The organism is uncultured Roseibium sp. (assembly GCF_947499295.1).
Classification (GTDB): domain Bacteria; phylum Pseudomonadota; class Alphaproteobacteria; order Rhizobiales; family Stappiaceae; genus Roseibium.
In genome coordinates this window covers 81,430-96,369 of the sequence record NZ_CANMNP010000006.1, presented here as the reverse complement: position 1 = coordinate 96,369, position 14,940 = coordinate 81,430, and the positions used below count along the sequence as shown (strand labels likewise).

Annotated in this window: 13 protein-coding genes; 5 read left to right on the top strand and 8 right to left on the bottom strand. The window is 55.5% G+C overall.

The genetic code is table 11. The features are described from left to right. Positions 1 to 8: 8 nt before the first annotated feature. On the bottom strand, positions 9 to 911 hold the full coding sequence (locus tag Q0835_RS11715) for a GntR family transcriptional regulator (RefSeq protein WP_298961310.1): 903 nt from the start codon (positions 909 to 911) through the stop codon (positions 9 to 11). Between the two features lie 138 nt (positions 912 to 1,049). On the opposite strand from Q0835_RS11715, the gene Q0835_RS11710 reads away from it, so the two are divergent. From Q0835_RS11710 to Q0835_RS11695, 4 genes are all read left to right on the top strand, one after another. Next, positions 1,050 to 2,072: an ABC transporter permease gene (locus Q0835_RS11710; RefSeq protein WP_298813129.1), complete on the top strand. Its 1,023-nt coding sequence runs from the start codon at positions 1,050 to 1,052 to the stop codon at positions 2,070 to 2,072. A 45-nt stretch (positions 2,073 to 2,117) separates the two neighbouring features. Next, positions 2,118 to 3,059 (top strand): ABC transporter substrate-binding protein, encoded by a 942-nt coding sequence (locus Q0835_RS11705; protein WP_298961307.1) that lies wholly within the window; start codon positions 2,118 to 2,120, stop codon positions 3,057 to 3,059. Positions 3,060 to 3,128: 69 nt separating this feature from the next. After that, positions 3,129 to 3,920 carry an ATP-binding cassette domain-containing protein gene (locus Q0835_RS11700; RefSeq protein ID WP_298813133.1) on the top strand — a complete coding sequence of 264 codons (792 nt, stop codon included), beginning with the start codon at positions 3,129 to 3,131 and terminating at the stop codon, positions 3,918 to 3,920. Further along, positions 3,917 to 4,927: a zinc-binding alcohol dehydrogenase family protein gene (locus Q0835_RS11695; RefSeq protein WP_298961304.1), complete on the top strand. Its 1,011-nt coding sequence runs from the start codon at positions 3,917 to 3,919 to the stop codon at positions 4,925 to 4,927. Before Q0835_RS11700 ends, Q0835_RS11695 begins: the two co-directional genes overlap by 4 nt. A gap of 84 nt (positions 4,928 to 5,011) precedes the next feature. Here Q0835_RS11695 and Q0835_RS11690 read toward each other — a convergent pair whose 3' ends face one another. The 7 genes from Q0835_RS11690 to Q0835_RS11660 form a co-directional block, all read right to left on the bottom strand. Continuing rightward, positions 5,012 to 6,556, bottom strand: coding sequence for a sulfatase-like hydrolase/transferase (locus Q0835_RS11690; RefSeq protein ID WP_298961301.1), 1,545 nt, complete (start codon positions 6,554 to 6,556; stop codon positions 5,012 to 5,014). A 57-nt stretch (positions 6,557 to 6,613) separates the two neighbouring features. Further along, entirely contained in the window at positions 6,614 to 7,597 is a 984-nt protein-coding gene (locus Q0835_RS11685; RefSeq protein WP_298961298.1) for an ABC transporter ATP-binding protein, read from the bottom strand. Continuing rightward, positions 7,590 to 8,642: an ABC transporter ATP-binding protein gene (locus Q0835_RS11680; protein WP_298961609.1), complete on the bottom strand. Its 1,053-nt coding sequence runs from the start codon at positions 8,640 to 8,642 to the stop codon at positions 7,590 to 7,592. The genes Q0835_RS11685 and Q0835_RS11680 overlap by 8 nt, the downstream gene beginning before the upstream one ends. Next, the gene (locus Q0835_RS11675; RefSeq protein WP_298813140.1) at positions 8,617 to 9,759 is read right to left on the bottom strand and encodes an ABC transporter permease; all 1,143 of its coding nucleotides are present in this window, start codon (positions 9,757 to 9,759) and stop codon (positions 8,617 to 8,619) included. The genes Q0835_RS11680 and Q0835_RS11675 overlap by 26 nt, the downstream gene beginning before the upstream one ends. Further along, entirely contained in the window at positions 9,756 to 10,739 is a 984-nt protein-coding gene (locus Q0835_RS11670; protein ID WP_152504166.1) for an ABC transporter permease, read from the bottom strand. Before Q0835_RS11670 ends, Q0835_RS11675 begins: the two co-directional genes overlap by 4 nt. A gap of 121 nt (positions 10,740 to 10,860) precedes the next feature. Then, entirely contained in the window at positions 10,861 to 12,801 is a 1,941-nt protein-coding gene (locus tag Q0835_RS11665) for an ABC transporter substrate-binding protein (RefSeq protein WP_298961295.1), read from the bottom strand. 36 nt (positions 12,802 to 12,837) lie between these two features. Further along, positions 12,838 to 14,058, bottom strand: a complete 1,221-nt coding sequence (locus Q0835_RS11660; RefSeq protein ID WP_298961292.1) for a mandelate racemase/muconate lactonizing enzyme family protein — start codon at positions 14,056 to 14,058, stop codon at positions 12,838 to 12,840. 214 nt (positions 14,059 to 14,272) lie between these two features. Between Q0835_RS11660 and Q0835_RS11655 the strand changes: the two genes are divergently transcribed. Beyond that, the gene (locus tag Q0835_RS11655; protein ID WP_298813144.1) at positions 14,273 to 14,932 is read left to right on the top strand and encodes a GntR family transcriptional regulator; all 660 of its coding nucleotides are present in this window, start codon (positions 14,273 to 14,275) and stop codon (positions 14,930 to 14,932) included. Positions 14,933 to 14,940 lie beyond the last annotated feature (8 nt).

Below are 14,940 nucleotides of genomic sequence, written 5' to 3'. Positions count from 1 at the left end.
CTGAGACTTCAGACATGCTTGTGACCCCGCAGCGAGGACAACAGTGTTTCTTTCGAGCGCCGCAAGTGCTTCGCCGCCGCTGCCTCAGAGCGCTCCGGATCCTTGTCCATCATCGCGTTGATCCAGTCCAGATGCTCGTCAATGGCAGCCGCATTGCGTTCCCGCTCGTCCCGCTTGTCCCACATGTAGTGGTAGTGGAAAATAAGTGAGATGACCTTCTGCGCTTCAAGAACGAAGCGGTTCTTGACCACGCTGTTGACCGTGGTGTGAAACGTTTCGTCGAGCATTGAAAAGTCGTGATACCTCGCCTCGAGATCTTCCCGCAATGCCTCATGCTGCTCTTTCAAAACGGCCAGTTTTTGCCAGATGTCATGATCGTTAGGCAATTGGAGCAGCTGGCGAACGGCATTCATTTCCAAGAGCATTCTGAAATCGGAAAGCTCAATTGCAAATTCAGCCGTGAAACCTGAAAGCGTCCAACCGCCCCTTGCCCGCCTTTCGACAAGTCCAAACCGGCTGAGGCCCGCAAGAAACTCCTGAAGGCTGTGTGCCGGTACGCCGAACTGACGCGACAGCTGCGCCACATTGAGCGACGTTCCCGCCGGTACGTCGAACCTCAGTATCCATTCCAGAAAGCGCTTTTCCAACTCCTCCGCGGAGATATGCGCATCGACGGGTTCAAGACGATCGCTGGCTTCAGGTTGGCGAATAAGCGTTTTCGTCCGTCCTTCCCAACGCACGATTTTCTCGCGATCCAATTTCTGCAACGCGCTTCTGACAATGGTTCGGCTGACTTCCATCTGGTTGGCAAGCGCGATCTCGGGCGGCAGCTGGTCTCCAACTTCCATACCGCTACAAATGTCGAGCAGTTTATTGTAAGCGCTCCTGAAGCGATCGTCTGTTCTTGCCATGAACGCAACCCAACATGATAGAATCAAAGAGGAATTCCTGTATTTCGTATGATTTAATAAAAAACAATTGACGTCAATATCGCCACCTCGCATATTGTATTTAATAATTAAATTCAATTTGTCGCCTCGGGAGGTTTTATGGCGGATTTTGACCGAAGCGATGCTCCGGCATCCTGGACGTTCAAATTCTCAGCAGGATCACTGCACAAGCTTTCCGCGCTCCTGACGCTGGCAGTGCTCGTATTCGCCTTCTCGTTCGGCAATGACGCTTTCTTCACCGTCAACAACGGTTTGACGATCTTGTTGCAGACGTCGGTCATCGGCCTGCTCGGCATCGGCCTGACGATGGTGATTATCACCGGTGGTATCGATTTGAGTGTCGGTTCGGTTCTCGCACTTTCTGGTGTTGTCACGGGACTTTCCGTCAAGGCGGGCATTCCTGTTGCCCCATCAATGGCACTCGGCGTTCTGACCGGTGCTGCTTGCGGTGCGTTCAACGGCTTTGTCATCACCAAAATGAGGATCACGCCATTTGTGGCCACCCTTGGCATGATGCTGATTGCCCGCGGCGTTGCCCTGCAACTGACCGGCGCAGCACCCATCTCGCGCCTTGGCGAAGCTTTTGGCACACTGGGCAACGGCTCGCTGTTCCGGATTGTAGAGGAAACCGGCGGGATCTTTCCGAAGGTCGTCTTTCCCGGGATCCCCTACCCTGTAATTCTTCTGGCAATTGTTGCGGTTGCTGCGGCCTATTTGCTGAGGCGCCGCAAAACAGGTCGTCACATCTATGCAACCGGCTCGAATGAAGAGGCTGCAAGGCTCTCCGGTGTTCTGGTCGATCGAACCAAGATCTGCGCTTACACCTTGTCGGGTGCACTCGCCGGGTTGGCTGGCAATGTTCTGATGTCGCGACTTGTCACGGTACAGCCGAACGAAGGCGTCATGTATGAACTCGACGCCATTGCCGCTGCCGTGATCGGCGGGGCTTCGCTGATGGGCGGGGTTGGCAACATCTCCGGCACAATGATCGGTGCCTTTATTATCGGCGTCCTGCGCAATGGTCTGAACATGGCCGGCGTCTCCGCCTTCATCCAGCAAATCGTGATCGGCTTCATCGTCATCCTGGCGGTCTACGTCGATCAGATCCGAAACCGGCGCTGACATGCCCGGTCTCTCAACAGCGCATCTTCAAACGGAGGAGAACTTATGAAGAAGCTGATTACGACCGCAATGATGGTAAGTGCATTGGCACTGTCCGGAGCTGCATCCCAGGCAGGCGAAATCGCCGTCATCGTGAAGACAACCAATTCCAATTTCTGGCAGAACGTCAACAAGGGCGCAACAGCGGCCATCGAAGGTGTCGAAGAACACACGATGAGCTTCAACGGCCCGGCATCGGAATCTGCTGTAGCCGATCAGGTCAACCTCGTTGAAAACGCGGTTAACCGAGGCGTCAAAGGTATCGTACTTGCCCCATCAGACCCAGAGGCCCTGGTACCGGCCGTCAAGAAAGCCTTTGAAGCTCAGATCCCTGTCGTGATCATCGACAGTGGCCTGGCCGAAAATGGCAAAGACTACTTCCAGGCGTTCCTGTCGACAGACAACTGCGCGGCAGGTCAACTCGTCGCCGACAAGATGATTTCGGAAGTCGGCAAGGAAGGCAAAGTCGCAGTGATGTCCTATGTCGCCGGCGTCGGCTCTGAAGTTGGCCGTGTCGGTTGCTTCATCGAGCAGATCAACGAGAATTCAAGCATTGAGATTGTCGGGCCCTACTACTCGCAGTCACAGATGGCGACTGCCCTGAACCAGACGACCGATGTTCTTGCCGCCAATAGCGATCTTGTCGGCATCTTCGGTGCAAACGAACCGACTGCAATCGGCATGGGCCGCGCAATCGTTCAGGCAGGTAAGGCCGGCAGCATCACCGCTCTTGGCTTTGACGGCAACGCCGACCTTCAGGATTTCGTCAAGGACGGTACGCTTGCAGGTACGGCAGTCCAGGGCTCATTCCAGATGGGTGAGCTCGGTGTGCAAGCTGTTCTCAAGCTGCTGAACGGTGAAGAGGTTCCGAGCTTCATCGATACGGGTGTTGTCCTTGCTACCAAGGAAAACATCGACAGCCCTGAGGTTCAGAACGTCCTTTACTGACGCACTTGGCCGGGCGCTCCTGACCTGGAGTGCCCGGCCCATTTCCAGACTTTTGCTAGGACCGGCAACATGACCCCGCACACTCAATCTGGACCGCCCCTGGTTCAGATGATCGACATTGAAAAGCACTTTGGCGGCATCCGCGCCGTGAACAACGTGTCGCTTGATCTTTATCCGGGCGAGGTTGTCGGCGTGCTTGGTCACAATGGCGCCGGCAAGTCCTGTCTGATGCGCATCCTGTCGGGTGCAATGATGCCCAATGAAGGCACGATCAAAGTCAATGGGCACTCGGCCCATATTCAAAATCCGCACGATGCGCGCGAGTTTGGCATTGAAACCATCTATCAGACACTCGCCCTTGCCGATCATCTGAACGCTCCTGCAAATCTGTTCCTCGGACGTGAGCTGACGAACCGGTTCGGCGATCTGGATGATGCAAGGATGATGTCGGAATCCGAGCGCGTTCTGAGACGCCTCAATCCAAATTTCAAGAACCTCAACGACCCGGTCGCAAGTCTGTCCGGTGGACAGCGTCAGGTAATTGCGATCGCACGGGCGATCTATTTTGAAGCGAAAATTCTGATCATGGACGAACCGACAGCGGCCCTCGGTCCATCGGAGACGGCAATGGTCGGCGAACTGATCAAGCAACTTCGTACCGAAGGCATCGGCATCTTGCTGGTCAGTCATGACATGCACGACGTTTTTGAACTCTGCGACCGCGTCGTGGTGATGAACAAGGGCCGCGTTGTCGGTGCGCACCACATCGATCAGGTGACAAAGGACGATGTGCTCAGCCTGATTATCAAGGGCGAACTTCCGGCCGACTGGTCCGCTCGCAACCTGGAGCCTCAGGCATGATGGACACAAGAACAGACGTCATGAATTGCCTGGTGTGCGTCGAACCTGGAAAGATGGCGCTGGAAACAAGGCCCATGCCGGTCAGTGCACCGGAAGACTGGGTTCTGATCGATATTGCCGCAATCGGAATTTGCGGGACCGATTATCACATTTTTGAAGGCAAACATCCTTATCTGAACTATCCGCGTGTCATTGGCCACGAATTGTCCGGCTATATCGCCGAAGGACCTGAAGCCGGCAAACTCGTCGTGGTCAATCCTTATGTTTCGTGCGGCAAGTGCCGGGCTTGTGGGCGCGGCAAGCCGAATTGCTGCAGCAACATTGAAGTTCTGGGTGTCCATCGCGACGGCGGCATGTGTTCGCGCCTTGCCGTGCCCAGGCAAAACCTTTATTCAGCCGACGGCCTGACGGCTGAACAGGCTGCAATGGTCGAGTTTCTGGCCATCGGCGCCCATGCGGTCGCCCGATCCGGGATATCCGGTGGGGACCTTGTGCTGGTCACAGGTGCCGGCCCCATCGGCATCGGAACAGCGCTGTTCGCACGCCTAGCCGGTGCTGATGTTCATCTCATGGATCTGAGCCGTGCACGTCTCGACCTTGCAAGCAAGCTGTTCGGCTTCAACGCGGTCCACGTTGCCGGTGATACGGTGCTGGAAGGCGAGATTGCGGACGGCTTCGATGCCGTCTTCGATGCAACCGGAAATGCCAGGGCAATCGAAAACGGGTTTCCCTTGCTCGCGCACGGCGGCAGCGCCGTCCTGGTCAGCGTCGTGAAAGACGACATCACTTTCAATGACGCCGAGTTTCATAAACGCGAAGCGCGCATCATCGGGTCGCGCAATGCCCTCAAGTCGGACTTTGACCGCGTCATGGACGCCATGCGCAGCGGCAAGATCCCGACGGACGCGCTGGCGTCGCGAAAGCTCGGCCTGAGCGAATTGCCGGAAGAGTTCCCGAAACTCGTTGAAGACCGGGAACACCTCGTCAAGGTGCTGGTGACCCCTTAAGAAAGGTCCAAGTGGACTTCCACTGATCTCTTTGCTGAAAAAAATCCGACCCTCAACGGCGCTGAATGCCCAGGGGTACGGACACTAGTGCCAGCCGACTCGCGGTGCGACAGGGACTTTGTCATCCGGTCTGCTGCGGATCATGTCCATATGCTCTTTCACAATCGCAGCGTAGCCTGCATCTTCAAAAAGGTTCGCCGTTTCCGATGGGTCGTCGCGAAGGTCGTAGAGCTCACCCGTTTCCGTTTTCAGGTCGACCGACATACGGTAACGTTGGCTTCGAACTGTTGTCAGGTCCATATCAATGCCGCTTCTGGCAGCATCGACCTCCCATTCGTTAAGCGCAAAGTCCCGGCTTTCCTTTCCAAACATCACCGAACGCAATGACCGGCCATTGTCAGGCGAGGCCTCAATGCCGGCCAGGTCCGCAAGTGTTTGTCTCAGGTCCACAGTAGATACGGGGTCTTGAACAACGATCCCTTCCGGAATGGACGGCCCTCGGATCAGGCATGGTACGCGAAGCAGGCCATCATAAAGCATTGGCCCCTTGAGCAGCAGGCCATGGTCACCAAGCCATTCGCCGTGGTCGCTGATAAAGACGATGATGGTGTTTTCAAGTTCGTTGCTTGCTTCAAGCGCTTCGAAAATCCTGCCGACCTGAGCATCAATCCAGGCAATCATCCCGTAGTAGATCGCGGTGATGTCCCTGAGCTGTTGCTCTTCAAGCGGGTCCACGACACCCCAGTTCTTGCCGCCTTCTGCGTGCTCGCGTTTGAGGTTATGCCGTACTGGACTTTCCAGAAACGCGCGATGCCACCAGGGCCGATTGTCCAGGTCAAGCTGCCAATGGCGCGGAAGATCTACCTCATCGGGATGATACAGATCGCACCAGGGTTTAGGCGCCAGAAAGGGAGGATGCGGATCTGGAAAGGAGACCCATGCAAACAACGGCTTGTCGCCCTTGTTCTTGATCATGTCGATCGCTCGGTCCCCTATCCAGGGAGAAGAATGCCAACCAGGCTCGAGCGCTGAACGCCAGGCCTGATAATGCGACGTTTCCGGAAGCACATGCTCTTTGGCGCGGATCCAGCGAACCCGGCCACCGCCATCATTATCCAGAAAATTCTCGTAATGAAGCGTGTAAGGTGGCTCTTGCCATCCGCAATGGTGGTGCGGGCGCAGCATCAACTCAACCTGCCGGAAACCAAAGTAAGGGCCACCCCAGTCCGCAGGGAAGTCCGCGGTGCTGTGATAACACTCAGGTGCGCCGGTGGGATGGAAGGTTTCGTTGCTGGCAAAATGGGCTTTGCCGATAAATCGCGTTTCATAACCGGCATCTGAAAAGACATTGGCCATGCCCAGGGAACCAATTTTCTCACCGAGGTTTCGACCGTTGTCCCTGACGCCATGGGTATAGGGCAGTTTGCCCGTCAAAATGGAAGCTCTTGCCGGCTGGCACATTGGATGGGGCGTAATGCACTTCGCAAACATTGCCCCGCTCCGGCCGATCCTGTCGATATTGGGTGTCCTCACGTGCCGATTGTCGAGACCAATGCAATCGCCGCGCTGCTGATCTGTCGAAATCAAGATGACATTCGGTTTGCCCGCGCGCGGCTGTTCAATGGTCATGAGGGGTCTGGTCCTAACTCTTTTTTTGAGATGAAAAGATCGTTGCCGGCGGGTCCTTCAGATTTCGCCCGCGAAGTGACAAAGCACGTCCGAATCCTGAACGCGCTTGGCGGGTGGCGCCTCATTGCGGCAAAGGTCCGTTGCGTGCGGGCACCGCGCCGCAAAACGGCACCCTTTGGAACCTGCGCCAACGTCAGCGAGCTTGGAAACCTTGTGTTTGCCACGCCGCTTGCGTGGGTCAGGCACTGGAACTGCATCAAGCAGCGCGCGTGTGTAAGGGTGTTTGGGCGCTCGAAACAGCGCCTCCGTTTCCGCCAACTCAACCACCTGCCCGAGATACATCACGGCAATGCGGTCACAGATGTGCTCAACAACCGCCAGATCATGTGCGATGAACACATAAGTGAGCGAAAACTCTTCCTGCAGATCCTGCAAGAGGTTCAAGATCTGTGCCTGAATGGAGACATCGAGTGCCGAGACCGCTTCATCGGCAATGATCAATTCAGGCTGTGTTGCCAACGCCCTGGCAATGCCCAGTCTTTGGCGCTGCCCCCCGGAAAACGCATTCGGATAACGCATCAGAAATTCGGGTCTCAGCCCAACCTGCCTCAGCAGCTGTGCTACACGCTCAGACAGATCCTTGCCACTCAACCCTTCAGACTTTCGCAGGCTTTGGCCGACAATTTCCAAGACGCGCAGTCGTGGGTTTAGCGAGGACTGAGGATCTTGAAACACCATGCGCATGTCTTTCCAGATATCGCGCAATTCAGCCTTGCCGCTCCGGCAAAGATCCACTTCCTGACCGTCCTTCCGGCGCAGAACAATACTGCCCGAAGACGGCTTAAGCACTCTCATGATGCATCGGCCGAGTGTCGTCTTGCCGCTTCCGCTTTCACCGACGATTCCGAAGGTTTCACGGCGTCGAACGTCAAAACTGATCCCGTCGACAGCTCGAACCACGTCTGTCGACTTGCCGAAGAAACCACCTCCCACGGGGAAATGCATATTGAGGTCCCGGACCTTCAGAATGGTATCAGACACTGGCGGTCTCCTCTTGATAGAGGAAACAGGCAACATCCGTTTTGCCGCTTTTCAAAAGCCCGGGCTCATCCTTGTCGCAAACACCAGCCATGGCCTGGCTGCATCTTGTGCGAAAGGCACAGCCTGAGGGTCGTGCAAGCGGATGGGGAACCATGCCCTTGATCGCTGGCAGTCTATGACGTTTTTCCATTCCCAGCTTCGGAACCGATTGCATCAGGGCCTGAGTGTAGGGATGGCGCGGATCTTCGAAGATCGAAAAGACATCGCCCTTCTCGACGACCTTGCCCATATACGTTACCGAAACATCTTCAGCGACTTCCGCAACCACACCCAGATCATGCGTGATGAGCAGGACACCCATCTCCAGCTCCTCCTTGAGCTCCGCTATCAGATCAAGGATTTGCGCTTGCGTGGTGACATCCAGCGCCGTCGTCGGTTCGTCGGCGATCAACAGGCGCGGCCTGCATGAAAGCGCCATGGCGATCATGGCGCGTTGACGCATGCCTCCCGACAATTCGAAGGGATAAGCCTCGAACCTTTCCGATGGACGGGGAATGCCTACCTTGTCGAGCAGCTCGATCGCCTGTTCCTTTGCTTCTGCCTTGGATACACGGCGATGCAAATGGATCGTTTCGACAATCTGCTTTCCGACCTTCGTAATCGGCCCGAGCGAGGACATAGGCTCCTGAAAGATCATTGCAATATCCTGTCCGCGGATTTCGCGGAGATCCCGAGAGCCAGGCCGCATTTTCGCAAGATCGACAGAGCGTCCGTCTCCGGGCCGGTAAATGATACTGCCCTCTACGATCTTGCCCGGCGCATCAACAATGCGGAGGATCGAGCGTGCCATGATCGACTTGCCACAACCAGACTCCCCCAATATGCAGTGCGTTCTGTTTGCGTGGATGTCCAGATCGACACCTTCGACTGCCTTCACCACCCCATCGTCGGTAAAGAAATGCGTCTTCAAACCCCGGATCTCGACCAGTGGCTGAACGGTATGGCTTGTCTGGTCTGGTTCAGTGTGCATGCGGATCTGCGGCATCACGAAGGCCGTCTCCCAGAAAGTTGAGTGCCAGAACGGCAATCACGATCATCGTTCCCGGCGCAATCAGCAGCCAGGGCGCTTCAATGATCGAGCGGATGTTCTGTGCCTCTTTCAAAAGCGTTCCCCACGACACGATAGGCGGCTGAAGCCCGATACCGAGAAAAGACAAGGACGTTTCGGCCAGGATCATCAACGGAACGGCCAGGGTCAAAGAGGCGATGATATGACTGGAGAACGAAGGCACCATGTGTTTGCGGATAACTTCCCAATCCGTCAAACCGTCAAGACGGGCCGCCGTGATGAAGTCTTCGTTTCTGAGCGACAGGAACTTGCCGCGAACCTCGCGCGCAAGGCTGGTCCATCCGATCATCGAAACGATAATGGTGACCACGAAATAGGTATAAAGCGGTGGCCATCCGAGCGGAATCGCCGCAGCAAGTCCCATCCATAACGGTATGGTGGGTATGGATCGCAAAAACTCAACCAGGCGCTGAATGAGCGTATCGACCCATCCGCCATAGTAGCCTGAAAGCCCGCCCAGAGACACGCCGATCACCAGCGAGACGACAATGCCGACAAGCCCGATGGACATCGAAATCTTGGTGCCGATGATAATGCGGCTCAGGATATCCCGGCCCAATCTGTCCGACCCGAGAAAATAGACGATATCACGCGGGTTCTTCGGGCCGAAGAAGTGGGTCTTTGAGGGGATCAGACCCAGGATCTCGTAGCTGTAGCCTTCCACGAAAAACCCGAGCGGGATGATCTTGTCCGGGTCCTGGACATAGCTGCGCCGCATGGTTGCCCGGTCCACCTGCATTTTTAGCGCCTTGGCGTGAAGCTGGAAGGAACGGCTGCCATCCTCATCTGTCACCAGGAAGTGAATTCCCTGCGGAGGTACGAAAATGCCCCTGCGGTTGGTCTCATCGACTTTTTCCGGCGCCAGGAAGTCGCCGAACAAGGCCATGAAATAGATAAGACCGGTGATCCAAAGACTGACATAGGCAACACGATGGCGCCGGAACTTCCGCCACATCAGAGCCCAGGGGCCTAGCAGCTCCGGCGTGTGTTCTTCTTCAGTGCCCGACGGCCCAAGCGTTGTTTCAACGGTCATTGATAGCGGATCCTCGGATCAATCCAGGCAAGTAGCAGGTCGGAAACCAACGTACCGATCACGGTCAGTATGCTGACCAGGAGGATGAGCGAACCTGCGAGATACATGTCCTGGACCAGCAAAGCCCTGAGGAGAAGCGGTCCGGTCGTCGGCAGGTTCATGACAACCGCAACAATGATTTCCCCGGAAACCAATGTGGGCAGGATCCAGCCAATGGTCGAGACGAAGGGATTGAGTGCCACCCGAACCGGGTACTTGAGCAGAAGCTGGAACTCGGACATGCCCTTGGCACGCGCCGTTACGACATAAGGCCTGTAAAGCTCGTCCAGGAGGTTCGCGCGCATGATGCGGATCAGCGCCGCTGCACCCGAAGTGCCGACAACCACGATCGGCATCCAAATGTGCGCCAAAAGATCCAGAAACTTGTCGAACGTCCAGGGCTCGCCGAGATATTGCGGGCTGACAAGCCCGCCGACACTCTGGCCGAAATACTTGAAGGCCACATACATCATCACCAGAGCGAGCAGGAAATTTGGAACCGCAAGCCCGATGAACCCAAAAAACGTGGCGATATAATCCCCGGCGGAATATTTGCGCACGGCGGAATAGATGCCGATCGGAAGTGCTGTCATCCAGATGAAAAGAAGTGTCATCAGGGAAATGGCGAAGGTCCAGCCGAGCTTGTCCCAGATGATGTCGTTGACGGGAATGTTCTTCTCAAAAGATATCCCGAAATTGCCGTGAAACAGGATCTGGGACATCCATTTGAGATACTGAACATACATCGGCTGACCGAGACCGTACTGATCTCTCAACGCCTGCATGGTGCCCTCGTCAAGGCCTCCGGAATCGCTCAATTCAGCCGCCAACGTGTCCAGATAGTCACCAGGTGGCAGCTGAATGATCACGAAGGTCACGACCGAAATCAGAAAAACGGTCGGGATCATGTAAAGAAGGCGTCGGTATAAAAAGCCAAACATTGCCGATGTTGCCCGCCAGGGATGATACCAGAGAAAAACCGCGAGGTGCCGGGAGGACATGGCAAACCTCGCGGTGGAGTGCACCCGGTCGCAACATTGAGAGACCGGGTGACAAGTTTACTTAAGGCAGGTTGTCGCCGCCTTCGAAGTAAAACTGCGACGTATAGGGTGCCGGCGTCCACAACTGTCCGGCAATTGGCATCGGGTCCACGTGGTTGCGCAGATTGTTCCTTGCGATACCGAATGCCCCGTTGCTCTGGATAAGACCCACTGTCAGCAATTGCTTGCTGGCACTGTCGATGAGTTTCACCAGCGCTTCTTCCTGTTTTGCAGGATCGGCGGTTGAGGTCACGCCACGGTAGATCTCAAAGAGTTCCTTGATCTCTTCCGGAGGTTCCGTTCCAGTGCTCGGATCCGCCCCCCAGGCTGCCCATTTGGGTGCCCAGAACACAGCCTGGCCACGCGGCACGTAACAATCCGGATTGGCATAGGCATCGACCAGTCCACCCGGGCAGTTCCAAAGATAGGCGTCGTGCTCACCAGAACTGACAATCTCGAACAGTCGTGATCTGTCGCTCGCCCTAACCTGGAAATCCAGACCGACATCCTTGGCGTAACCAGCAACCAGTTCCATTACATCCGGGTATTGCCAGCCGAATACATCAGCGACCAGAAAAACAATCGTGAACCGTTCGCCATCGGGGCCAAGTCGAAAACCATCCTCATCCTTCTTGTCCAGCCCGATGCTGTCGAGCAGAGCGCCGGCCTTTTCCGGATCATAGCTTGTGGAGTGCTTTGCCCATTCTTCGTTGTAGAAAGGAGATAGGGGATGCGGCGCAGTCTGAACCGGATTTCCCGCACCAAGGTACACAATGTCGTTGATCGCTTCCCGATCAACTGCATGGCTGACGGCCTTGCGGAAATCGAGGTTGTTGACGATCTCGTTTTTCACCGGATCTGCATTATTCAGATTGAACATGAGCGCCGTCTGGCTGCCGGGAATGTCTCCAACCTGATAGAAATCGTACTTGCCCCGGTCCTTGTTGTCCGTCAGCGCCGCGAGATTGACAGGTCGGCCGATATGGCGCGCCATATAGTCGATCTCTCCATTGAAGGCCTTGAGCAAGATGGCTTCAACGTCTTCCACCTGATCCCACGTGATTTGATCGATGTACGGCAATTGCTGGCCATCCGGATCGACTTTCCAGAAATAAGGGTTGCGCTCAGCAACGACCCGTTCTGTTGCGCCGTAGCCATTTTTCAGATGCCAGGGATGCAACGTCGGACGGTCAGCATTTTGCCAGAATATGGGCGTGTGCATGGGACCGGCCTTGAGATTGAACAGCTGAACCCAATCTGCTGCTGCCGGCTCTGCATCTACCAGTTTCTGAACATCCGGATTGTGGTCGATATGGAATTGAGCGAGGTAGTGCTTCGGAAAGTTGACGACGTAATATCCGAATCCGTAAGCCATGTTCTGAAGGAACAGTCCGTTCGGCTCCTCAAACTTGAATTCTACGGTCGTGTCGTCGATCTTCTTGACCTGCACCGGACCCGCCGTCTCGACAAAATTCGGGTGCTTGCTCGGCGTCAGCCGCTCATCAAGCAGAACCTCATACCAGAACATGATGTCATCGGCCGTGAACGGCTCGCCATCCGACCATTTCATGCCCTCACGCAGCTTGAATGTGAAGGTTGTGGCGTCGTCGGAAACCTCGAAACTTTCTGCAATATTCGGTTCAATAGAAGACCAGTTCGGGCTCCAACGGACCAGGTTTTCAGAGCCAATCAAACGCACAATGTTGTGCTGATCCCCGCCACCGAGAATGGCGCGCCTCAAGGTGCCGCCATATTCTCCAACACTGGTGATCGGCTCCATGACCGAAGGTGACTTTGGCAGTCTTTCCTCAACACTTGGCAACTGACCCGCCTTGACCTTATCGGCAAGTTGCGGTGCTTCCTTGAAGTCCGCTGCGAGAGCAGTTCCCATGTGCAGCATCGTCAGGGATGCCATGGCAACGCCACCGATCAGAACAGACTTCAGATTTCTCTGCTTACTCATTTGCTCCTCCTCTATCAGCAAAGAGAATTCGAACCGTCACCAATTGGTGACCGAACCATCCGGGTGCCGCAGATGCGGCGCTTCGACATGAGCCGGGCTTTGACCTGAGATCGCTTCTTCGTCGACCTCCACGCCCAGTCCGGGCCCTTCGGGGATCTGGTAGTTGGGGCCATCCAGAACGGGCTGGACGGGAAACAATGCGGGGTCGTGAAATCCGAGATCCTCGACCGGGGATTGGCGTGTTTCTAGCCAGCTGAAATTGGACACAGCCGCTGACAGATGAACGGTTGCGGCCGTACAGATGGGTCCAAGTGGATTGTGGGGCATCAGGTCGATGTAAAAACGCTCCGACCATCCCGCGACCTTCATGGCTTCGGTGAAGCCACCGATATTGCAGATATCAAGGCGCATGTATTGTGTTAGCCCCTGCTCCAGGAAGGGAGCGGCGGCCCATTTTGAGGCGAACTCCTCACCAACGGCAAAGGGGATATTTGTCATTGTGCGCAGCGAGGCATAGGCCTCCGGCGCCTCACTGCGAATGGGCTCTTCCAGAAAGTCGAGCGTCCCGGCTGGCAACATGGCACAGAAGCTGGCGGCCTCTGCAACACTCAACCGGTGATGCATGTCTATGCCGAGCGTGACCGCATGCCCGAATGTCTGTCTGATTTCAATCAGATCTCCAGCCACGTCCCCAAGACCGGCCTTTGGATCGAAAATCACATCGTCTCTGAAATTGGAGGGATAGATCCGTATGCAATCCCAACCTGCCTGCACGAGTTCCCGGCATTGCCTCAAAAGCTCAGAGCGTGATGTCGCCATCGTGCTCGCAAATGTCGGAACAACATCTCGCTGCCGCCCGCCAAGCAATTGATAGACCGGCACGCCCAGTCGTTTCCCCAGCAAATCATGAAGCGCGATATCGATCGCGGAAATGGCTGCTGTCAGGACCCTGCCGCCCTCAAAATACTGACTGCGGTAGCATTCCTGCCAGATCCGGCCGATGCGTCTGGAATCCTGGCCGAGAAGAAAGGATGCGAAATGATCGATCGCCGCTGAAACCGCGCCTTCACGGCCGGAAAGGCCACTTTCGCCCCAGCCATGCAATCCGTCCTCTGTTACCAGCTTTACCAGCAACTGATTTCGCTTGCCCACGCGAACGACAAAGGGCGTGATGGATGCAATCCGCGCTGCGCGATCCTCCCACCCCCGCGAGACTGGCGTTGCCTCATAGTCAACAACTCCTGAAGCCTCTTTCATGTCGTTTACCTCTCTTCCAATTGCAGGCAAGCTACACCAAAGATTCAAAATCGTCGACTATTTTTTTATTTTAGTCGATTTTTTTTAGTTTTTAACGCATCTTTTGCAGTGTATTCACGAACAAAATGTGGCAAAAGATCAAAACTACGGATTGAGCGGACGCGTTTCGGTTGCTACCAATGACGCGCGGACGACACGTCACCCAAGGAAAAGCATGAGCACATTCAGCAAATCCGATGACCAGGAAGCTTCGTTGTATGATGCGGTGCTTGATGAGATCTCGACGGGTCGCCTGGAGGCCGGTCAAAGGCTGAAGGTGTCGGAACTGGCCAATCGCTTCGGCGTGAGCACAAGCCCCGTTCGTGAAGTATTGAGGCTACTGCAGGGTGAGGGATTTGTTGAAATTCACCCAAACCGCGGTGCCGTGGTCAAGCAGGCGGATGCCAATACCATTCAGAACATCTTCGAAGTGCTGCAGTTGCTGGAGCCCTATTTTGTTTCCTGGTTCGCCGACTATGCCCAGCCGGAAATGATTGAAGAGATGGAAGACATTCAAAGGCGGATCGAAGAACTGCCAACTGCGGACCTGATTGCCTTTCGGAAACTGGATATCGAATTTCACTGGGCTATTTGCCGCCAGCACTACAATCATGTGGCGGCCGATCTCTGGAGGAAGCTGCGCACAGCGTTGAACGTTCACGGAGCAAAACTGAGAATTAGCCCTGTACGTTACCAGACGATCATGGAAGAGCATCGAGAGCTGATCGCGGCATTCAAGGCACATGACGCGGCTCGCGCGGAAGCAGCGATCAACAAGCATGTTGCGGGGTCATTCACCCAAATGTCGCAACAGATGCGCGCACTCGGCATTTGAACTCCGCC

Bases quoted from the DNA above. Each gene is read 5' to 3' on its own strand.
- Q0835_RS11715 (WP_298961310.1), bottom strand. From the start codon at position 911: ATGGCAAGAACAGACGATCGCTTCAGGAGCGCTTACAATAAACTGCTC.
- Q0835_RS11710 (WP_298813129.1), top strand. From the start codon at position 1,050: ATGGCGGATTTTGACCGAAGCGATGCTCCGGCATCCTGGACGTTCAAA.
- Q0835_RS11705 (WP_298961307.1), top strand. From the start codon at position 2,118: ATGAAGAAGCTGATTACGACCGCAATGATGGTAAGTGCATTGGCACTG.
- Q0835_RS11700 (WP_298813133.1), top strand. From the start codon at position 3,129: ATGACCCCGCACACTCAATCTGGACCGCCCCTGGTTCAGATGATCGAC.
- Q0835_RS11695 (WP_298961304.1), top strand. From the start codon at position 3,917: ATGATGGACACAAGAACAGACGTCATGAATTGCCTGGTGTGCGTCGAA.
- Q0835_RS11690 (WP_298961301.1), bottom strand. From the start codon at position 6,556: ATGACCATTGAACAGCCGCGCGCGGGCAAACCGAATGTCATCTTGATT.
- Q0835_RS11680 (WP_298961609.1), bottom strand. From the start codon at position 8,642: ATGCCGCAGATCCGCATGCACACTGAACCAGACCAGACAAGCCATACC.
- Q0835_RS11675 (WP_298813140.1), bottom strand. From the start codon at position 9,759: ATGACCGTTGAAACAACGCTTGGGCCGTCGGGCACTGAAGAAGAACAC.
- Q0835_RS11670 (WP_152504166.1), bottom strand. From the start codon at position 10,739: ATGTTTGGCTTTTTATACCGACGCCTTCTTTACATGATCCCGACCGTT.
- Q0835_RS11665 (WP_298961295.1), bottom strand. From the start codon at position 12,801: ATGAGTAAGCAGAGAAATCTGAAGTCTGTTCTGATCGGTGGCGTTGCC.
- Q0835_RS11660 (WP_298961292.1), bottom strand. From the start codon at position 14,058: ATGAAAGAGGCTTCAGGAGTTGTTGACTATGAGGCAACGCCAGTCTCG.
- Q0835_RS11655 (WP_298813144.1), top strand. From the start codon at position 14,273: ATGAGCACATTCAGCAAATCCGATGACCAGGAAGCTTCGTTGTATGAT.